Raw genomic sequence first — 21948 nt, 5'->3', positions numbered from 1 at the left:
CTTAATCGTATAGTTAATGCCGCCGACAAGCACTAGTCCCCCCGAACTTCCAATCGTCGAATCTGGCCGCTTCGACAGGAAGGTGACCGGTCCTAATCCAATGGACGGCATCCCGGACCAATGGCGATGCATCCTCCAATTGCAGTTTATCCATGTCGATCCATTCGGCACCGTCCGAATCGTCGATGTTCGGCGAATTCGCCACATCTCCGTCAGCGTAAAGAGCCTCGTACAAAATGGCGATATGATGGCAATGCGTATGATCGAAATTTTCTCTCCTCCACGCTACCACATAATCCCGGGTGCCCAAACACCGCTTGATGTTGATACGAATGCCGCTTTCTTCGATAAATTCCCGCTCGACCGTTTGCTGCAGCGATTGAAGCGGCTCCAAGGAGCCTCCCGGCAAATCATAACGCCGCGTATACGGACCTCCTCTCTTGCGGATCACGAGCAGCTTCCCTTCCGAATGACATATTCCGTACGACCCCAGATGGCGATGCCACACTTCCTTATCGTTCATCACGGCCTCCGCTTTGTCCATATTTGTGACACATCCTTCGAATAGAGCAGGATGCCGCTCCTTTTTTGCCAGCCGGTACCGGACCAGTAGCGGTTGCCGATTTCGTTCGATTCGAGCGTAAACAGGTGGCATTTCGTTATTCCTGCCGCTCGAAGCGCTTCGAGGCTTCGTTCCACCATCCGCTTGGCGATGCCTTTGCCGCGATGCGTTTCGCTTACCGCAATATGATACAAAAATCCGCGTCTCCCGTCATGGCCGCACATGCTCGTGCCGACGACGCTATCTTCCACGAGGCAGACGAAGCTTAAATTCTCGTTTCTTCGCAGAAACAATCCGATTTGTTCCCTGGAATCGGATTCGCTCAGGACCAAGCCCTCCGTCATCTTCCATAGTTCAATCGATTGCTCGTAGTGATCGAGCGTCATTGCCGTAATTTCCATTGCATTTTGAACTCCTTTACGTTGTGTATCATGGAGAACGGGCAGCTCGGGGCATTATCTTTTCCCGGGAAAGCGCAGAAACTGACACGGCCTACGGTTGACGCGAAAAACGTGTCGCTTTTGCTCGCGGGACATTATTTAACCCCATTAAGCATCGATTGTCTAGTGGCAAAGATCGACTACTCTCATTGGCGTAACGACTGCACAAGTTTATGCATCGCTCAGTTGTAAAAGCTTATAGTTTCTAAACATATAGCGAACACCGGAATACACCGTCAATAGTACGGCGGCGACCATTAACGCTGAACCGATCGGCAGCAAATTCATGCTCATAATAGGAAATTGCTGTACCAGCACCCCGGAGATGGCGGCGACTTGCAGGACAAGCTTCCATTTCCCGTAACGGTCGGCAGCCAGCACTACGCCCTTCGACGCAGCCATTACCCGGATTGCCGTAATGACCGCCTCTCTTCCGATAATGACGACAGCGACCCACGATTGCACGCTATCCGTTTGGACGAGCATAATCAATGCCGTCGCGATCAGCAGCTTGTCGGCCAGCGGATCCAGCAGCTTGCCGAGGTTCGTAATCTGGTTGTACGTTCTGGCTACATAACCGTCCAGTTTATCGGTAGCGGCCGCCGTTATGAAGATTAGCGTCGCCAAGTAAACCCCGTATCGGTCAATAAATCCGAAGACTCCGTACCGCTGCACCAGCCATTCCGGAAAAGGCTGCAAAAATAAAATGAGCAGCGGCACCAAAGCGATTCTAGCTATCGTTATTTTGTTGGCCAGATTCATGGGCCACTCCTTCCGGCACTCGGCAAATTACATTTCCTTCTTCCTGAAAAACGACTTGGAATCCGGCCCGTCGCAGCTCCGCGAGGAGAGCGTCCGGAGTCAAATGTCTTCTATTTGGAATCCATAAATAGCCCTCCCGTTCGACAACATCGACGTAATCGGCGGGATCGCGGTCAAACTTGTCATATAAGATCCCTGTAGTTGCATCATATAAGGAACCTTCATAGTCTCGTCCGTCATGGTACACGGCTGTTGCGATGATATAATAGCCGGTGTTCTTCAGCCTTGCCCTTACATTGGCGAATAGAGCCTCACGATCCTCGTCGGTTACGATGCTCTGCAAGCAATAATTATCAACGATTAGATCGTATTGCTTTCCATTTGTCAGGCTCTCTGTCATATCTTGAACCTTATAGTCGATGGCCAGCTCTCTTTCTTTGGCAAAAGCTTGGGCAAGCTCGATAGCTATCGGGGAAAGGTCCAAGCCTACCGCGCGGAATCCTCTATTCGCCAAAAAGCAGGATGCCGCTCCCGTTCCGCAGCCGTACTCCAACGCCGAAGGATTGGGGTTATCGAAGGAAACGAGCGACAATGCCCGCTCCAGGAAAGGCCGCATCATAAATCGATCGAAATCATACCGTCCGGGATCGTAATATTGGTCCCAAGCCATAATCCCTTTCTCCCGCATCGTCCGGTACGCCGTTTCGTGTTCGTCCTCGTAATATTTTTTCATCGGATGTCTCGTCACCTCCATAAGTCATGCGGGTTTCAAGCCATTTGCGAAGCATATTCAGCACTTCATTCGTACCCGGACCGGTGCAATCATACCGCCCTAGCAGTATATTTTTCCGATGTCCCCGGCAGCGTCGATTTGTCGAACTGGAGCCTGCAGAGCAGGGTAATTTCCATGCACATCCGTATTAATCGCTATTTTCATCGTTTCCCTGCTCGGCTCCTTCCTGCTCTACCTGCTGCCCGAACTATCCTCATCGCGCGACTCGAATTCCTTCGGCGTACAGCCGACAAGCCGCTTGAACGTTTTGGCGAACGATTTCGGATCGGAGAAGCCTACCGCTTCGGCAATTTCGTATACTTTCATCTCGCCGTTGCGCAGCTTCCGCTTCGCTTCCTCGATGCGGATCCGGGTCAGCGTCTCGATAAGCGATTCTCCCATTTCTTTGCTGAACAAATCGCTCAAATAGCTGCGGCTCAGCTTGACATGGTCGGCTATATCGACCGTTCCGATATTGCGGCTGTACTGCTCGCGCATGAAGCGGACCGCTTTTTTGATAAACGGGTTGCTGGGCTCTTTGGACATTCCGTCCTCGAGAGGCTTCGACCACAGGCGCCTCGCCGTCTCCTTTACGAACAAACAGAGCGGATCGATATGAGGAATGGCACGAAGTCGGTCCAATGAAGAAGCGAGCACCTCCTCCTCGGCCGGAGGAGCAGCGCTGTGCTGCCTGGCGAATTCGAACGCCAGACCAAGCATTTCGGACAAAAATGTGCGCAGCTTGCCGACATTCGGCTTATGGAGCTTCACCGACTCGGTCAACAAGTCGATCCAGTAAAAAGCCGCCTCGCGGTTGCCGTTCGAAACGGCGCGCAAAAAGTCGTTCCTCTCCCCGGTCGGCAGAGGCCCATCCTCGGCCGTCTCCGGTTCGCCGACGACGAAACGCTCAGGCGTTCCGTAGAACCGCCCGTGCAGCTGGCGCTTGTGGAAGGTCAACGCGTGGCCGAAATCTTGCAGCTTCGGAATTACCGGTCCGAGACAAACGAACCAGTCGTCCTCCGGCGCCATCGTCTCTTTCATCCGTGCGAATAAGCTTTGGGCACAACCGAACATCCGATCGTATCTGTCTTTCTCGGATAACCCGCGCTCGTAGCCGCACAATACGATCCACACCCGGTCGCTCCACTTGACAGCCGCCCGGCTGTGGGGGATATCCCATTCGTCGACGGGCGGCAGCGCCTCCGGCTCCCCTTCGATCCAGATGCTGAACGCACCGCAGCCCGGCGGGAACAGCTCTGCCTCGAGCCGCTCCTGACCCGTTCCCGTCTGCATATTTTGACGCAGCCAATCGGCGATCCGGAACGCGCTCGATTGTTGAATTTGCTCCCGCCATTCGGCGAGCACCCGTTTCGTTTGCCGTTCCTCGTCCAGCTTCGTTCGGACCGTATGAAGAATCGCCAACAGCTCGTCGGGCTCCATTGTCGGCTTTAATATATAGTCGTGAGCCCCCAGCTTCATCGCTTCCTTGACATAAGCAAAGTCGTCCAGACAACTGAGCACGAGCAGCCCGATGTCGTCCTTGACCGATTTCACCTCGCGCATAAGCGCCAGACCGTCCATTTTCGGCATGCGAATATCGGTGATGACGATATCGACCGGCTCGCGTCGAATGTGCTCCAGCGCTTCCGTGCCGTCCGATGCTTCGCCGACAAGCCGGAAACCGTTCTCCTCCCAATTCACGAGAGATTTCAAGCCGATGCGGATAATCGGCTCGTCATCGACGATTAATACGTTCATGCTCAAGACTCCTCATTTCGATGGATGGGCAGCGACAACCGGACCGTTGTCCCTTGATTCGGCTTGCTGATCACATGCATTTTATAGTCCGGGCCATAGTACAGCTTGATTTTCTCGCGGATATTGCTGAGACCGATGCCGCTCATCCGTTCTTTGGCGCTGTGCCCGCGCGGCTGCATGCCCATAACCGCTTCCGGATCGGCCATGCCCTTTCCGTTGTCCTGCACCTCGCACACCAGCATATCCCGGTCTAGCCGCGCATGGATCGAGATTTCCCCATTCTTGACACTGTTCTCGAGACCATGGATGAGTGCGTTTTCCACAAGCGGCTGAAGCACCATCTTCGGCACCAGGCAAACCGAGGCGAGCGGGTCGATGTCATATCGGATCGCGACGTTATCGCCGTACCGGAACGACTGAATGGCCATATAGTCCTGGATGAGACCGACTTCCTCCTTCAAGGAGATGAAATCGCCCTTTTTGCCGAGGCTCGCCTGCAGCAGCCTTACGAGAGCGCTGACCGCATCGGAAATTTGCGGTGTTTTGTGAATTTTGGCCACCCATTTAATTGTATTTAGCGTATTGTACAAAAAATGCGGATTCAGCTGATATTGCAGCGCCTCGATTTCCGCTTCCTTCTTCAGCGACTCTTCCTGCTTCACCTGCTTGATCGTTTCCTCGAGACGGTTGAGCATCTGGTTGTAGGAGTTGCCGAGCTCGTCGATTTCGCGTATGCTCCCGTATGTCCAATACGCCTTCAAATCGCCTGATTCGGCCCGCTTCATCAATTGCCGCAGCAGATGGAGCGGACGGGAAAACAGCTTGGAAAACACAAGCGAGCTGATCACGGACACCGCGAGCAGGATGGCGAAAAAAACAAGTACCGTATTGCGCAGCGTCATTTGCAAGGAGCGGATGTCCGTATTCGGCACTTCCACATACGACATCCATGATTGGCCGGGAATGGCCACGGGGCGCTGCGACAAGAACACGCCGTTCTCGCTGCGCAGAAACGCATTTTTCTCCGACAAAAAGGACACCGGGCTGCGGCTCGTCGCCGGATCGCGCCGGCCGCTCTCGAACAGCACCGAATCGGTAGCCGGATCCCACAGCACGAGGTCGGACAGCAATTGATCGTGACGGACGTCGTCGAGCACGCGGGACATGTCCACGATGATCTTCATATAACCGACGATGACGAGGTTGACCGGGTCGTAGATCGGACCGACCCAGCTGACCGTGTTTCTCCCTTCCTCCTGAACGAAGAAGTCGTTGCGGTTGGCGGGGACTCGGGCGGTGCGGGATTCATAGTCGTACGGATTCCCGACGACGCAGAACGAGCCGCTTCTGTCGAAGGTGAAACAAAGATCGGATACGTTTCTGCGGTATTCCAGCTGAAAGGCGGCCGTCGCGCTGATCGAATCTATGGCCATCCGGGCCGACTCGCCCATGTCGCGGCCGTCCCGGCTTGCCCTCATCAGCTGCCCGACCGCATCATTTTGCAGCCAAACGCTGTACATATATTCGAGCTCGCGCATTTCCCGTTCGAGTCGCCGCTGCACCTGATCGTGCTTCTTCGCGACCAGCCCCCGCCACTCGCTCTCCGATCGTTCGGAGGAATGGAGATAAAAAAACGTGAGCGCCACGAACACGGGAATCGAGCCGATCAGGAACAAGTACAAAAACAACCGGAGCTGAAAACTTCTGAAGGGCTGCGAGCCGATCCAATCGTACAATCGATTCATAGGTCACCACTATTCGTAAGTACTCGCATTCCCCATTAATTCGACAAAGACGGCCGGATTCCTACCTTCTCCGACCCGGAACGGAAAACATGCGGCCGGCAAAAGAAAAAAGCCCGATCGCTCGGACTTTGCAAGGTTATACGATTTCTTTCCGTTTGCCTCCGGTAAACTGGCTGTTGTACAAATCGGTATAAAAACCGTTCAAAGCGATAAGCTGCTCGTGATTGCCTTGTTCGATCACGCGGCCGTGATTCATGACCAAAATCAAGTCGGCATCGCGTATCGTCGACAGCCGGTGGGCAATGACGAAGCTCGTGCGGTCTTTCATCAGCGCTTGCATCGCCTGCTGAATATGCACTTCGGTCCGGGTATCGACGCTGCTGGTCGCTTCGTCGAGAATGAGAATGGCCGGATCCGCGAGAATCGCCCGGGCGATCGTCAGCAGCTGCTTTTGGCCTTGGGACAAATTGGATGCTTCCTCGTTCAGTACGGTGTCATATCCGTCCGGGAGCGTGCGGATGAAATGGTCCGCATATGCCGCTTTGGCTGCCTGCACGACCTCCTCTTCGGTCGCTCCGTCGCGTCCGTACGCGATATTGTCGCGAATCGTGCCATTGAACAGCCATGTGTCCTGGAGCACCATGCCGAACAGCTCCCGCAGCCTGCTCCTTTTCAGCTCCCGGATGTCTGCTCCGTCAATCGAAATGGAGCCTCCGTCGATTTCGTAAAACCGCATCAGCAGGTTAACCATCGTCGTTTTGCCGGCGCCGGTAGGGCCGACGATGGCGACGGTTTGCCCGGGGCGTATGGCGATCGACATTCCTTCCATTAGAGGAGCGTCCTCTTTGTAGCCGAACGATACTTCCCGGAACTCGACATTGCCCCGAGGGGAAGCGATCGCAACGGGTTTGGCCGTTTCCGGCACTTCTTCTGCTTCGTCGAGCAGCTCGAAGACGCGTTCGGCGGAAGCGAGCGCCGATTGAATCAAGTTCGCGATGTTCGCCACCTGCGTAATCGGCATCGTAAACTGCTGCGAATATTGGATAAACGCCTGAACGTCGCCGATCGTGATCGCCTGCCTCGTTACGAATATGCCGCCGACGACACAGACGAGCACATAGCCGATATTTCCGACGAACATCATGAGCGGCATAATGATACCGGACACGAATTGCGCCCTCCAGCCGGAATCGTACAGCTTTTCATTAATGGCATTAAACGATTCGACCGACTTTCTCTCATGACCGAAAGCTTTGACGATCGTATGCCCGCCGTACATTTCCTCGACGTGGCCGTTCAATTCGCCGAGCGTTTTCTGCTGGGCGGCGAAATATTTTTGCGAGCGGGTCGCGACCTTCTTCGTTACCAGCACGCTGAGCGGCAGCGTTATGATCGTGATAAGCGTTAGCAGAGGACTGATCGTGAGCATCATGACAACAATGCCGACCAACAGCACGATCGATGATATAAACTGCGACAGCACTTGCTGCAGCGTATTGCCGATATTGTCGACATCGTTTGTCGCCCGGCTCAATATTTCCCCGTTCGAGCGGGAATCGAAATATTTGAGCGGCAGGCGGTTCAGTTTTTCCTGCACGTCCTTGCGAAGCGCATACACGACCTTCTGGGCGACCCCCGCCACGATAAACTGCTGAACGAACGTGAACAAAGCGCTGAGCGCATATAATCCGATCAACAATAGCAGGATGTATCCGATATAGTCAAAATCGATAGCCGCTCCGGATACTCCGTTAAGCTTCGCCATCGCGCCTTCGAACAGCCGTGTCGTCACTTGGCCCATAATTTTCGGGCTGACGATCCCGAACACGGTACTCAGCACCGCCGCGATAAATACGATAAACAATTGCCCCTGACGCTGCTTGAGATAGCCGAGCAGCCGACGCATCGCGCCTTTGGCGTCTTTCGCCTTCTGTCCGGGCATGCCCATCATGCCGCCCCCCGGTCCGAAGCCGAAGCCCGGCCGGCTGCCCTGTCCTTTCGGCTCCTGGCCTTTTTGATGTCCGCTCATGCGATCTCCTCCTCCGACAGCTGAGACATGACGATTTCCCGATATACCTCGCACGAATCGAGCAGCTCGCGGTGAGTCCCGATCCCGGCGACCTCCCCGTCATCGAGAACGACGATCCGATCCGCATTCATGATCGTACTGACGCGCTGGGCCACGATCAGCATAGTCGCATCGGACGTCTCGGCCTGCAGCGCATCCCGAAGCTTGGCGTCGGTTTTGAAGTCGAGCGCGGAGAAGCTGTCGTCGAACACATAAATTGCCGGATTCCGAACTAGCGCCCGTGCAATGGAAAGCCGTTGTTTTTGTCCCCCCGAGAAATTCGTTCCGCCTTGGGACACGTGCGAATCGTAGCCTTCCTTCAACTCGGAGATGAACTCCGCGGCTTGCGCCACCACGGCGGCATGCTCGATTTGTTCCCGGGTAGCGGCTTCGTTGCCGAAACGGATATTGTCCGCAACGGTTCCGGAGAACAGCGACGCTTTCTGGGGAACATATCCGACCATTCCTCGCAAGCTCTCCTGACTCAATTCACGGACGTCCGCACCATCGATTCGGATGCTGCCTCCATCCACGTCATAGAAACGCAGAAGCAAATTCACGAGCGTCGATTTCCCGGAGCCCGTACCCCCTATAATCGCCGTGATCTCGCCCGTTTCGGCGGTAAACGACACGTTGCGTACGGCAGGCTGCTCTGCGCCCGGATAGCTGAACGTAACGTTCTGGAACTCCACGCTTCCTTTCGACGGCGCGCTTTTCTTCACGGCAGCCGGATCGGCGATCGAAGGCGAAGTGTTCAGCACCTCATTAATCCGTACGGCCGAAGCGGAAGCCCGCGGAATCATCATAAACATCATCGACACCATAGTCAGCGAGAACAAAATTTGCGAGGCGTACTGGGTGAAGGCGATCAAGTCCCCGACCTGCATAAAGCCGAGATCGATACGGATGCTGCCGAACCACATAATCGCCACTAAAGACAAGTTAAGCAGCAGCAGCATGATCGGAAAAATGACGGACATGATGCGCGTTACTTTGATCGCCGTCCGGGTCAAGTCTTCATTGGCTTCTCCGAAGCGGTTCCGTTCGCGATCGGTCCGGTTGAACGCGCGGATGACGCGGATTCCCGTCAAGTTTTCCCGCAATACGAGGTTGAGCCGGTCCAGCTTCGTTTGCATCGAACGAAACAGCGGAATGCCTTTGGACGCGACGAAGACAATAACGCCTGTAAGCAGCGGAATTACCGCTACGAGTACGAGCGATAGTTTGGCGTCCTTGGAGACGGCCATGACGATACCGCCGACGATCATGAGCGGCGCGCTCAAAAACATGCGCATCAGCATGAACAGCACTTGCTGAACTTGCGTAATATCGTTCGTCGTGCGCGTAATCATCGATGCGGTACCGAATTTATCGAATTCCTGCAGCGAAAACCGTTCCACATGGCTGAACACGTTGCCGCGGACGATTTTGCCGAAGCCGGCGGCCGTTTTCGAGGATAAGAACCCTGCCGTCACATTGCACAACGTTCCTATCGCCGCGACAAGAAGCATGACTACGCCCATCGTGATTATGTAGGCGGTATCGCCGTGCATAACCCCGATGTCGACGATATCAGCCATTAAGGTAGGCAAATACAGTTGGGCGATCGACTGCAGAAACATGAGCGCCACTATCGCCACTACCCAATACCGGTATGGCTTCAAGAATCGGAATAATCTGATCACAACGTTTCACTCTCCTATTCGTTGTCGGGAATCGGGCGATGCGGCCGCACGCCCCTCGGCCCTCCGCGACGCGTTTTTCCGTCTTGCGGCCCGGGAGCCGCTTCACGCTGATGCGCTTCTTCCGGCGTCATTGCCGGATGCATGCAGCCGGGAGGCAATCCTTCTCGGAGGAACATTCCTTTCTTCATCCGGAATTCATCCAATATGCCCGTCCGCTCTTCCTCCGACAGCTGTTCCCTGTACGATTCGATCTCGTCGCTCACGAGCAGGGACAAGGCTTCGTTTACGGATAAATTCAAGCTCTCGCAATATTTGCCGAATAAGGCGAACAGCTCGTAATCCACCTTCCACGGATACTGATGGTACTCTTCCTTCGATTTTTTTGCATATTTTTTCAGTCTGCCCACGACCGTCACCCCAATGCGCATATTTATAAAATCAATATTACATATCTAATTAGATATGTAAATAACATATGCGTAAAGATATATAATTTCAACTCCCTTCATGTTTCTATAAACACTATATCGACTACTATAATCGCTCAACCACAAAAAAGAATCGGTCGGGCGACCGATTCTTTTTTGCGAGATTATCCGTTATTAACCGTTCAGCGGGTAACCGGGGATCCGGGTACGTTACGCTGTGAAGTGTCGCTTCCAGAACCTGAACCAGTTCCGGTCCCCGTTCCGCCTATTCCCGTTCCTGTCCCTGTACTGCCTGTTCCGCTCCCGGTTCCCGTTCCGCTCCCAGTGCTGCCTGTTCCGCTTCCCGTTCCCGTTCCGCTTCCCGTGTTGCCCGTTCCACTTCCGGTACCCGTTCCGTGCCCGGTTCCCGTTCCGCCCCCAGTGCTGCCTGTTCCGCTTCCCGTTCCCGTTCCGCTTCCCGCGCCCGTTCCGCTTCCCGTGTTGCCCGTTCCACTTCCGGTACCCGTTCCGCTTCCCGTGTTGCCCGTTCCGCTTCCTGTGCCCGTTCCGCTTCCCGTGTTGCCGGTTCCGCTTCCTGTGCCCGTTCCGCTTCCCGTGTTGCCGGTTCCGCTTCCTGTGCCCGTTCCGCTTCCCGTGCCCGTTCCGCTTCCCGTGCTGCCCGTTCCGCTTCCCGTGCCCGTTCCGCTACCAGTGCTGCCCGTTCCATTACCGGTTCCTGTTCCACTTCCAGTGCTACCCGTTCCGCTTCCCGTTCCCGTACCGGTGCCGCCAGAACCATTCCCGCCCGTTCCCGAACCAGGCTTCGTCGTTCCGTTTCCGTTGCTGGAATTTCCGTTGCCATTCCCCGGATTCGTTTGTCCTTGACCGCCTTGGCCGTTTCCGTTGTTGCCGTTATTATTTCCGTTCCCGTTATTATTTCCGTTGCCATTGCCATTGCCCGGCTTTAACGGATCCGTCGGCCCGCCCGCAGCCGGTATTTCGACGGACACCGTATTCGACTTCTCCGCATCGGCATCCGTTGCCGAATTGTACGGCACCACATAATAGTCGTATTTATCTCCGGCCGGAGCGGATAAATCGTCGGCTGTCGGGTTCGTCGTACGCGGCAGCTCGATGAAGTCTTTGTCCTTCGAGCCTTTGCGGAACACCCTATAGACGATATTGTCGCCTTTGATCGGCGACCAGGTCAACCGGACGGTTCCTTTCTCCGGAACATAGACTGCGGCCAAATCCGTCACCGACTTCGGCGGCTCGCTCAATTCCTGAACGTCCTTCGGCTTTTGGAACTGCGTGACCTTATGCCCCGCTAGCGCCTTCGTCATGACGTCCTTGAACAAGATCGCGGGCCCGGCGCTGCCGCTAGAGACATAGTGCTGCGTATCGGTCGTATCGAAGCCCATCCAGATCGCCGCCGTCCATTCCGGCGTATAGCCGGCGAACCAGACGTCGCGGTTGAACTTCTCAAGTCCTTTCAAATCGAGCTGCGTCGTACCCGTTTTGCCGGCGACCGGAAAGTTCATTTTCGCGCTTGCGCCCGTGCCGTTATCGACGGCGTTTTTCAGCATGACCGTCATATACCATGCCGTTCTCGCGCTCATTACTTGCTTCGGCTTCTCGGCCTTGAACGCGTATACTTCTTCGTTATCCGCGTCGACGATCTTGACGACGGAATGGCTCTCGTGCATTTGCCCGTTGTTGGCGAAAGCTCCGTACGCCGTAGCCATTTGCAGCGGAGTTACGCCGTTGGTCAAGCCGCCCAAAGCGATGGCCAAATTTCTGTCCTTATCTTTATCGAGCTCGATTCCGAGCTTCTTGGAGAAGTCCAATCCCTTCTGAATCCCGATCTCGTTCAGCAGCCACACGCTGGCTACGTTAGCCGACTTTTGCAAAGCCTGCGTCATGCTGATCTGTCCGAGATAGACGTTATCCCAGTTGTTCGGGGAATACGAGCCGAACGACATCTTCTCGTCCTTCAGCATCGTATACGGGTTCCATTTCTTGAAGTCCTGCTCCATGGCCGGAGCATACGCCGCGATCGGCTTGAACGACGAACCGGGAGCCCGCGGCCGGACGGCCCTGTTCAAGTCTTTCGTCTTGTAGCCTCTGCCTCCGATCATCCCGACGATCCCGCCGGTTCTATGATCCAAGATGACCATCGAGCTCTGCATTTTCTGCTTCGGCCCGTCCTTCTGAAACAGCTTGTCGTTGGCGTATGACGTCTCGATCGCTTTCTGGGCGACCGGATCCATCGTCGTGTAGATGCTGTAGCCGCCTCGCAGCAGCTCGTCTTCGGTTTTGCCCGATTTCTCGACCGCTTCATTCAACATGTAATCGATAAAGGTCGCGTAATCGTTATTGCCGGTCGGCGGGGTATAAGCATACTCCACCTCGGCGGCTTGAGCCCGCTCCGCCTCGGAGATGTAGCCTTGGTCGCGCATGAGCATCAGAACGACGCCCCGCCGTTCTTTGGAACGATCCGGATGATCGATTGGATTATAATGGGCCGGCGCTTTCGGGATCGCCGCCAATGTGGCGACTTCCCACAGTTCGAGCGAGGCGAGATCCGATTTGCCGAAATATTTCTTGGCGGCCGCTTTGACGCCGTACGCCCGATTGCCGAAATAAATGCGGTTCAAGTACAGCTCCAATATTTTATCCTTGCTCAAATTGTTTTCCAGCGCCAGCGCGATGGAAGCTTCCGTCGCTTTGCGGAACACCGTTTTGTCGGCGTTCAGGAACAAGTTTTTGGCCAGCTGCTGCGTAATCGTACTGCCGCCCTCCACCGCGCTGCGGTTTACGACATCTTTCACCAAGGCACGTCCGATCGACCAGAAGTCGATGCCGCCGTGCTCGTTGAACCGTTTGTCCTCGGTCGCGATAAACGCTTGACTGAGCCGGGCCGGTATTTCCTGCGTCGTGACGAGCTCCCGGTTTTCCCGGGCCAGCGTGGTAACTTCTTTCCCGTTCACATCGTAAACGACCGCCGCCTCCGGCATATCCAGCTTGTCGATATTTTCCCGGAACCGCTTCTCCCCGTTCAGCATAATGAACATGTAGCCCGCCATGGCGCAGAACAAGCCGAGCGCGCATGTCAGGAGCAACCACAGGATCAGCTTGCGCGCGCTGATTCGTTTCTTCTTTTTCTTCTTTGGCTGTTGCTTCGTTTGCTGCTTCGGTTGATTGGCGTTGGAGTTTCTTGATGCGCTCATCTTCCGACTCCCTCCTAACCCGATTGAAGCAAAAGAACAACCCTGATGGGTTGCTCCGCTTCTTTCTTTCTACGTATTAAACGTTGCCGGGGGCCAAAAAGTTTCATCCGCCGTTCCTATCCCTGGCGGAAACGTTAAAACGGATCAAGATTCGTTGGCCGGCTCCTGCGGCATAAGCGATACCGGACGCTGCGGCGTAAAGGTGGAGATCGCATGCTTGTACACCATTTGCTGGCGGCCGTCGCTGTCGATAATAATCGTGAAGTTGTCGAACGCTTTAATGTAGCCGCGGATTTGGAAACCGTTGGTCAAATAGACGGTAACCGCAATGCTTTCCTTGCGCAGCTGGTTCAAAAAGGTGTCCTGAATGTTGATCGACTTGTTCATCAAATGTACCCCCTAATATAGTGATTTCCACGGCCATTTGCCGGAATTGTCATCCATTTACTCCCCATTATTATTCTGGATCAGGGGGAAACTTTCCTGCTAGTATATCATGAAATGTTTGCAAATGCGCAGAAAAATTTGGTTCCGTAACGTCGATCCAACGGATATCCTTCATGCGCCGGAACCACGAAAGCTGACGCTTGGCGAACCGCCTCGTATTCCGTTTCAACAGCTCGACGGCGAACGGGAGATCGTAATCTCCCTTCAGGAAGCCGGCAATCTCCTTGTAGCCGAGTCCTTGCATCGATACGAGATCGGTCGAAAATCCGCGTTCGAGAAGCCCTTCCACTTCACGGACAAGACCTTCTTCGAGCATCAGATCGATCCGCGCTTCGATACGTTTATATAAAAGCTCGCGGTCCATCGTCAATCCGACCATACAGAGTTCGTAAGGGGACTCCTTTTTTTGTCCCGCCAAATGCTCGGACATCGTCATTCCCGTCGCCTTGAACACTTCGAGCGCGCGGATCGTCCGTCTCCGGTCATTCGCATGGATGCGCTCCGCCGAAGCGGGATCGATCTCTTTCAGCAAGTCATGCATCGCTTCTTCGCCATGGCGGTCGGCGAAATCGTTCAGCTCCCGCCGGTACGTCTCGTCAGAACCGCCTTCCCCGAATTGAAAACCGTAGCATACCGACTCGATGTACAATCCGGTACCGCCGACTATAAAAGGCAGCTTGCCGCGACCTTGTATGTCCCGGATCAGGACACCCGCCCTTTCCTGAAACTCGGCTGCCGAGAAAGGGTAATCCGGATCGTGAATGTCGATCATATGGTGCGGCACGATCGCCTGTTCTTGCGGGGTTGCCTTCGCCGTACCGATATCCATGCCCCGGTAAACTTGCATCGAATCCCCCGAGATCACTTCGCAGCCGAATCGAACGGCCGTCTCCAGGCTCAGCTTCGTTTTGCCTACCGCCGTCGGTCCTACCAGAACGAGAAGACGCGGCTTTGTTTCCGTTGCGGTCAAGGATGTATCACTCCATATGCGATTTTCGTTCGTGTGCGCGCAGGCTGGCCGAAGCCCAGCCGCTCGAATTCTCCGCTGTCCCGGTGCTCCTTGAGGACGACGCATTTGCGGGCGACGCGGACGGCTTCACGAATCGCTTCCACGGATAACGGAGCGTGGTTCGCCACTTGCCGCAGCGGCCCGATCGCGCTCGATTCCTCTACGGGGTCGCGGAACATCGGATCGAAGTAGACGATGTCGACGCTTTTGTCCGCTCGCGCTCGCAGTTCGTCCATATGAGGGCCAAGCTTCATCCGTACGCGGCGCATAGCGGCATTGAACGTCTCCAAGTGCGTCTCGTACGCCTGCAGACCTTCCCGCACGATCGTGTAGAGCGCCGCCTCGCTTTCCATCGCGGTAACTTCTCCCGTCTCTCCGACCGCATAGGAAAATACGATCGAGTCCGAGCCCAAGCCTGCGGTGCAATCCAGCACGACGTCTCCCGGCACTGCGCCGGATATTTCGATCAAACCGTCCGGTTCGCCGTTCAGGAGACGCTTCACCCGGACGAGGGAAAGCGAAGGGTGGAAAAACAGCGGCGTTTCTCCGCCCCCGTAATAGTGCAGCTCCCGCTCCGTGACGAGCAGGAAGCGCTTGTCGCGATACCGCTCCCCGAGTCTGCGCACGGATGCCGTCCCGCGCGACACATAGCGGACGTTCAGCTCCTCGGCAAACCGTTTGGCCTTCTCCTCCGCTTCGCGCGATGGGGAATAAGAGGTCGTCACCAGCATCACATCACCCGCTTGAACATTTTTTCCAGCTCGTACGTCGAGAAGCTGACTACGATCGGTCTGCCGTGCGGACACGTATACGGATTGCGACAGGCGGCCAGCCGGTCGAGCAGCGACTCGATCTCCGCCTTGCTCAAATGCTGGTTCGCCTTGATCGAAGCTTTGCAGGAGCACATAATCGCCGCTTTCTCCCGCAGCTTCGTCAAATCGATCGATTTCTTCTCGGACAGCAGCCAGTCGGTCATTTCCTCCACGAGCGCCTTTTCTTCTCCGGCCGGAAACCAGTGCGGCAGTCCGCGAACGAGAAACGCCCCGCCTCCGAACGGCTCCAGATCGACGCCGACCTGCTCGAGCAGCTGCAGCTTGCCGCGCAGCGTCTCCGCTTCGGCCGAAGTGAATTCCAGCGTAATCGGCACGAGCAGCTGTTGGCTCGCTTCCGCCGGGCGGCCGAATTTCTTGTAATAATGCTCGTAATTGATCCGTTCGTGCGCCGCATGCTGGTCGATCAGGAACAGTCCGTCCTCGCTCTGCGCCACGATATAAGTACCGTGCATTTGCCCGATCGGATCGAGCTGCGGAAATTTCGGCGCCGCCGGTTTCTCCGACCGGTCCGGATTCCGGTCCATACCCGCGATCCGGTCGAACGGCATTCCGCCCTTCGGCTCCGATTGACCGGCGTATGATCCCGATGTCCGGGATGGCGACTGCGAGGAGGAAGCGTTGCGATAAGACGGCAAGGCGTTCGATTCGGACCGTACCGCAGCGTCCGAGCGCCGATCCGGCTCCCCATTTGCGGCTTGCGATGACGATGGCTTCGAATCCGGTTTCGACTCGTTTATGTACGGATTTGCCGTTGCGGCGATTTCCGAAATGACGTTTCCGTCTGTTTCTGCACGAACAGTCGAAGAATCCGTAATCGCGTTTGGCGCCGATGGGTCCGCAGCAGAAGGCTGCTCCGGCTCACCGGCTGCCGGAGGTTCGGGCAGCGGCGCATTGCGGTATGTATCATCCAAATCGGCAGGCTCCGGCGCCGCTGTCCGGTACAGCTCCATCCGCTCCTGCACGACCGCCGACTTCGGCGTCGGTTTCCCCACCTGCGGGATGAGCACCTCTCCGCGCAGGACGCCGCGCAGCTCCTCCTCGACGAAGCGGACCAACTCCAGCTCCTTGCTGAATCGTACTTCCAGCTTCGCCGGGTGGACATTGACATCGACAAGCGCCGGGTCCATGCCGACATGCAGCGCGACTACCGGGTACCGGTTAATCGGCAGCAGTGTATGATAAGCATTTAAAATCGCGTTCGATACCGCGTAATTGCGGATCGTTCTCCCGTTCATGACCATCGTAAGCGCCTGACGGTTGGAGCGGGTCATATCCGGGCGGGAGATGAAGCCGGACAACGAATAATCGGCGTTCTCCGCGCGTACCGGAAGCATCGTCTTGGCGACCGCCGTCCCGTAGACGGCGGCGATCACCTGGACCAGGTCTCCGTTGCCGAGCGTTTGCAGCAAAGCGTTGCCGTTGTGCTTCAGGCTGAAGGCCACGTTCGGATGAGCCATCGCCAGCCGGTATATATAGTCGGATATATGGCCGAGCTCGGTCTGGATCGTCTTCATATATTTCAAGCGTGCGGGGGTGTTGTAGAAAAGCTCCTTGACCGTCATGTCCGTCCCGCGCGAGGAGGCCGTCTCCGTAAACGACTTTACCGAACCGCCTTCGATGACGAGCCGGCGGCCGAGACCGTCAGTCGACGGCGAGGATACGCAGTCGACTTTGGCTACGGCCGCGATGCTCGGAAGAGCTTCCCCGCGGAAGCCGAGCGTACGGATTTGGAACAAATCTTTGCCGCTGCCGATTTTGCTCGTCGCATGACGGAAGAAGGCGACCTCGCAGTCCTCCGTCTCGATGCCGGAGCCGTTGTCGGATACGCGGATCAGCTGCAACCCGCCCTCTTCCACCGTCACGTCGATTTTCGTGCTGCCGGCGTCGAGCGAGTTTTCCACCAGCTCCTTCACGACGGACGAAGGGCGTTCGATCACTTCGCCTGCGGCGATCTGGTTCGCCACATGCTCATCGAGCACTTTTATTTTCCCCATGCCGTTCCTGTTCCTTTCACCGTCAATACCGTTTTCCCCGGCTCGGAGGTCCATTCCGTCTGCGGAAAACGTTCCTTGAAGCGGCTCAGCTCGATAAATCCGGTGCCGCCCTCGATGAGGAAGCCTGATGCGGAGTCGAAGGTCGCCGCCGAGGAATCCTTGCCGATTACGACGCCTTGTACGCTGTCGTTCCATTCCAGCTGCACGCCTACCGCTGCGGCCAGCACGCGCGCAGGCATATACAGAGCGCCGTCCACGGACAGCACGGGAGTGGCCGCATCGTAAAACTCGAAGCCGTTCACCCGGTACAAGTGGCGTTCCATCTCTACGCGGATTTGCTCCGCTCCCGCCTTGTGCAGGCCGATCAACAGCTGCGGCACGGTGCCTTCCGTCGGGACATCGGGCATAAGTCCCACTTTGTTCACCTCGCGTTTGTTGGGCGACAAATATTCCTCGACCGTAACCTTCAGCACGCCTCCGGAATTAAGCTCGTACAAAGCCTGTACGCTGCCTTTGCCGTACGTTTTCGCGCCTACCGCGATCGCCTTGGCATAGTCCTGCAGCGCGGCGGTCAACACTTCGGAAGCGCTGGCGCTGTTTTCATTGACCAGAAGGACGACCGGGAAAGTCACGGTACGACCGTTCTGGATCAACACCGGCCTGTCGGACCCGTTCTTGTCTCGCGTATGAATGAGAATGCCTTCCGGAATAAACTGCTCGGCTATATGCTGGGCCGTCTCCAGAATGCCGCCGGGATTGTCCCGCAAATCGACTACAAGACCTTTGGCGCCGCCGGTTTTCAACACATTCAAAATCGCCGCGAACCTTTCGTCCGCATCGTCGGAGAAGCTGTCGATACTGATATAGCCGATTCCGCTTTCCATCATCCCCCCGCTCACGACAGGCAAATGAATTTGTCCGCGCCGAGGCAGCACATCGATCTCCGTATCTCCCCGCTTGACCTTGATCGCGATTTCCGTGTCCTCGGCACCGCGAATAAGTCCGGTCACCTGCTCGATCTTCATGTCCGCGGTAGTCTTGTCCCCGATCGCGACGATGTAGTCCCCGCGCTGCAAGCCCGCCGCCTCGGCCGGAGAGCCTCGGAATACCTCCACGGCGATAAAGCCGTTCTCGTCCTGGCCGAGCCTCATCCCAATGCCCGCGTAGTTCAAGTCCAACGAATTTTGAAAGCTCGTCCATTCCTCTTCGTCGAAGTAATCCGTATACGGATCGTCCAGCGATTTGATCATGTCGTCGATCGTATCCGAGTCGGATGGCGACTTGGGTGCTCCGCCGATATGCACCCTGTTTAGTATTTCTTGCACTTCCTTAACCTGCTCGGGCGTCTCGGCCGGCGCCGAGAAGGCGTAACCCGCCGGAACCGACAACAGTCCGAGCAGCGCCAATGTGGCGGAGATCGCTTTTATTCTTCGGAACAAGCCGGCGAAAACAATACGTTTCATCGATGAGTCCTCCTTATTTCATTTCCGCGGCCACTTTTGTTTTCAGCTCGTACAAAAAGTTCATCGCCTGCAGCGGCGTCATATTGATCAAATCGGCTGCCTGCAGCTGCTCGACCAGCTTGTCCGCAGCCAGGTCGGCTTTCGATCTTTGCTTGGAAGCGGGCTTGCTATGCCCTTCCCCGTCGCCGAATAAGCTGAGCTGAACGATCGGAGCGGACTCCCTGACCATTTCGGGCCGGGACGGAGCTTCCGGCAGCGTCGATACGTGGCCTGGCGCCGGCAGCTGCCCGACCTCCTCCTTGCCCGCCGCGGCTTCCCCCGCAACCTGCATGACGGACGATATCGTCTCGAACCGATTGAGCAGATCATAGGCCCGGTCGATGATCGAGTCGGGCAAGCCGGCGATACGGGCGCAATAAATCCCGTAGCTCGTGCTGGCTGCGCCCCGGATCATTTTGCGCAAAAACGTAACGTCCTGGCCGCTTTCCTTCACGGCCATGCAGTGATTCCGCAGCCCGCCCAACGTCTCCTCCAGGTGCGCAAGCTCGTGGAAATGGGTGGATACGAGCGTTTTGCAGCCGATCCGGTCATGCAAAAATTCGATGACCGCCTGCGCGATAGCCATCCCTTCGCCGGTCGACGTCCCCCGCCCCAGCTCGTCGATAATGACCAGACTGCGCGAGGTAGCCTTCGCCGTCATCGTCTGAATATCCATCATCTCGACCATGAACGTGCTTTGGCCCCCGACCAGATCGTCCGCGGCGCCGATCCGCGTAAATATGCGGTCGATAATCGGAACGGCCGCCGCATCCGCAGGCACGAAGCATCCGATTTGCGCCATGATGCAAATCATCGCGACTTGCCGCATATAGGTGCTCTTCCCCGCCATGTTCGGACCGGTGATAAGCAGAACCCGCCCGTCCTCATTGGCCATAAGGGTGTCGTTCGCGATAAACGAGCTGTCCTTGAGAATCGCCTCGACTACGGGATGGCGCCCTTCCGCAATACTCATCTCGTACTGCTCCGTGATCGACGGACGGCGGTACCGGTAAGCCGCGCCGACCGTCGCGAACGACTGCAGCACGTCGGCGGCGGCGATCGTCTCGGCCAATTGCTGCAGACGTTTTACTTGCAAGGCCAGCTTGTCCCTGATTTGCAGGAACAAATCGTATTCGATATCGACCATCTTTTCCTCGGCTTCGAGAATGAGCGCTTCCTTCTCCTTCAGCTCCGGCGTCACGAAACGTTCGGCATTGGCCAGCGTCTGCTTCCGCTCATACCGCTGCTCTGGCAAATTCGCCAGGTTGCTGCGGGTTACTTCGATATAATAACCGAACACTTTATTGTAGCCGATCTTGAGCGACTTGATGCCCGTCAGCTCCCGCTCCCGACGTTCCAGCTCGGCGATCCATTGCTTGCCGTTCGCGCTTGCCTCGCGCAGCTGATCGAGCCGCTCGTGATAGCCGGCCTTGATCAGTCCGCCTTCCCGCACGGAAACAGGCGGCTCGTCGATAATCGCCTCCTCGATCCATTGCAAAATATCGGCGCAATCGTCCATCGAATCGCCAAGCTCCTTCAGCGTAACCGAGCCCGACGTCGTGCAAATATGTCTGACATGCGGGATTTGCCGGAGCGACAGCTTCAAGGCGATCAGATCGCGGCCGTTCGCATTGCCGTAGGAAATACGGCCGACGAGACGCTGCAGATCGTATACTTCCTTCAGCTGCTGGCGCAGCTCCTCCCTTGTAATGAGCCCGTTGTACAAACAATCTACCGCTTCCAGCCGTTTCTCGATTTCCGTCCGATTCGTCAGCGGCTTGTCGATCCAACGCCGCAGCAGCCTGCCTCCCATCGAAGTAGACGTGCGGTCCAGCAGCCATAGCAGCGAGCCCTTCTTCGACCTTTCCCGCACCGTTTCCGTCAGCTCGAGATTTCGCCGCGTATACGGATCCATCGTCATATGCTGCTGGCGTTCGTAGAACTCGATGCGGGTAATGTGGGAAAGCGAGCGCTTCTGCGTCTCGCTCAAATAGGAGAGCAGCAGCGCTACCGATTCGCGCCCTACCGGCGTGACCGGACGCAGCTCCTCTTCGGGAAACTGGGAGCCCAGGAGCCGTTCGTCCTCCCGGTCCCAGCCTGTCAGCAGCTTCGTAGGAAGCCAGCCCGCCATCGTCGTTTGCAGCTTGTCGAGCAGCTCCGGCTGACCGATCAGCTCGGAGGGCGAATAGACGTTGATTTCGTCCACCAGCTGCTCCAGCGACGAATCCGTCACCGTCACGAACAGCTCGCCGGTCGACAAGTCGCAAGCGGCCAAGCCGTACCGCTCTTGGTCGGACGTAACGCATACTAGAAAGTTGTTTTTCGCCTCTCCGACCGTCTTCCCGTCCATTACGGTGCCCGGCGTCACGATCCGTACGATTTCGCGCCGCACGACGCCTTTCGCCTCCGCCGGATCTTCTACCTGCTCGCAAATGGCGACCTTGTACCCTTTCTCGATCAGCCGGGCGATATACGATTCAGCCGAATGATACGGGATGCCGCACATCGGGATGCGCTCTTCCATGCCGCCCTCCCGCCCGGTCAGCGTAATTTCGAGCTCCTGTGCGGCTTTTACCGCGTCCTCAAAAAACATTTCATAGAAATCGCCCAGGCGGAAAAACAAAAAAGCGTCCTCCGCCTGCGCTTTGATCGACAAATATTGCTCGATCATCGGCGTATATTTGCTCATGTCCATCCCCCAACCGCGTATGCTGCATCGATTACCGTTTCTATC

General features: G+C 56.3%; 16 protein-coding genes. All 16 read right to left on the bottom strand.

Features of this window, described 5'->3' with window-relative positions:
- Positions 1-13 precede the first annotated feature (13 nt).
- A complete protein-coding gene (locus FE784_RS27365; protein ID WP_176706550.1) occupies positions 14-544 on the bottom strand; it encodes an NUDIX domain-containing protein in 531 nt (176 codons plus the stop codon).
- Positions 523-963 carry a GNAT family N-acetyltransferase gene (locus tag FE784_RS27360; RefSeq protein ID WP_139605430.1) on the bottom strand — a complete coding sequence of 147 codons (441 nt, stop codon included), beginning with the start codon at positions 961-963 and terminating at the stop codon, positions 523-525. The genes FE784_RS27365 and FE784_RS27360 overlap by 22 nt, the downstream gene beginning before the upstream one ends.
- Before the next feature lie 210 nt (positions 964-1173).
- On the bottom strand, positions 1174-1764 hold the full coding sequence (pgsA, locus tag FE784_RS27355; RefSeq protein WP_139605429.1) for a CDP-diacylglycerol--glycerol-3-phosphate 3-phosphatidyltransferase: 591 nt from the start codon (positions 1762-1764) through the stop codon (positions 1174-1176).
- Positions 1733-2497 (bottom strand): class I SAM-dependent methyltransferase, encoded by a 765-nt coding sequence (locus tag FE784_RS27350; protein ID WP_176706549.1) that lies wholly within the window; start codon positions 2495-2497, stop codon positions 1733-1735. The genes pgsA and FE784_RS27350 overlap by 32 nt, the downstream gene beginning before the upstream one ends.
- A 231-nt stretch (positions 2498-2728) precedes the next feature.
- On the bottom strand, positions 2729-4294 hold the full coding sequence (locus FE784_RS27345) for a response regulator (RefSeq protein ID WP_139605427.1): 1566 nt from the start codon (positions 4292-4294) through the stop codon (positions 2729-2731).
- A 2-nt stretch (positions 4295-4296) separates the two neighbouring features.
- Complete coding sequence (locus tag FE784_RS27340) at positions 4297-6039, bottom strand: sensor histidine kinase (RefSeq protein ID WP_139605426.1); 1743 nt, start codon at positions 6037-6039, stop codon at positions 4297-4299.
- Positions 6040-6175: 136 nt separating this feature from the next.
- Positions 6176-8068, bottom strand: coding sequence for an ABC transporter ATP-binding protein (locus FE784_RS27335; RefSeq protein WP_139605425.1), 1893 nt, complete (start codon positions 8066-8068; stop codon positions 6176-6178).
- Complete coding sequence (locus tag FE784_RS27330; protein WP_139605424.1) at positions 8065-9792, bottom strand: ABC transporter ATP-binding protein; 1728 nt, start codon at positions 9790-9792, stop codon at positions 8065-8067. Before FE784_RS27330 ends, FE784_RS27335 begins: the two co-directional genes overlap by 4 nt.
- 14 nt (positions 9793-9806) lie before the next feature.
- Positions 9807-10199 (bottom strand): hypothetical protein, encoded by a 393-nt coding sequence (locus FE784_RS27325; RefSeq protein WP_139605423.1) that lies wholly within the window; start codon positions 10197-10199, stop codon positions 9807-9809.
- Positions 10200-10402: 203 nt separating this feature from the next.
- Positions 10403-13429, bottom strand: a complete 3027-nt coding sequence (locus FE784_RS27320; RefSeq protein WP_176706548.1) for a transglycosylase domain-containing protein — start codon at positions 13427-13429, stop codon at positions 10403-10405.
- 144 nt (positions 13430-13573) lie between these two features.
- Positions 13574-13816 carry an RNA chaperone Hfq gene (hfq, locus tag FE784_RS27315; protein ID WP_139605422.1) on the bottom strand — a complete coding sequence of 81 codons (243 nt, stop codon included), beginning with the start codon at positions 13814-13816 and terminating at the stop codon, positions 13574-13576.
- A gap of 70 nt (positions 13817-13886) precedes the next feature.
- The gene (miaA, locus tag FE784_RS27310; protein WP_246132206.1) at positions 13887-14846 is read right to left on the bottom strand and encodes a tRNA (adenosine(37)-N6)-dimethylallyltransferase MiaA; all 960 of its coding nucleotides are present in this window, start codon (positions 14844-14846) and stop codon (positions 13887-13889) included.
- Positions 14843-15616, bottom strand: a complete 774-nt coding sequence (locus FE784_RS27305) for a class I SAM-dependent methyltransferase (protein ID WP_139605420.1) — start codon at positions 15614-15616, stop codon at positions 14843-14845. Before FE784_RS27305 ends, miaA begins: the two co-directional genes overlap by 4 nt.
- Positions 15616-17712, bottom strand: a complete 2097-nt coding sequence (mutL, locus tag FE784_RS27300) for a DNA mismatch repair endonuclease MutL (protein WP_139605419.1) — start codon at positions 17710-17712, stop codon at positions 15616-15618. Before mutL ends, FE784_RS27305 begins: the two co-directional genes overlap by 1 nt.
- Positions 17700-19175 carry a S41 family peptidase gene (locus FE784_RS27295; RefSeq protein WP_139605418.1) on the bottom strand — a complete coding sequence of 492 codons (1476 nt, stop codon included), beginning with the start codon at positions 19173-19175 and terminating at the stop codon, positions 17700-17702. The genes mutL and FE784_RS27295 overlap by 13 nt, the downstream gene beginning before the upstream one ends.
- Positions 19176-19188: 13 nt before the next feature.
- Positions 19189-21903, bottom strand: coding sequence for a DNA mismatch repair protein MutS (mutS, locus tag FE784_RS27290; protein ID WP_139605417.1), 2715 nt, complete (start codon positions 21901-21903; stop codon positions 19189-19191).
- Between the last annotated feature and the right edge of the window lie 45 nt (positions 21904-21948).

This window comes from Paenibacillus hemerocallicola (assembly GCF_006265175.1).
In the GTDB taxonomy this organism is placed as follows: domain Bacteria; phylum Bacillota; class Bacilli; order Paenibacillales; family NBRC-103111; genus Paenibacillus_AB; species Paenibacillus_AB hemerocallicola.
Note: the sequence above shows the minus strand (reverse complement) of the source record. Positions and strands in the feature narration are given on the sequence as shown.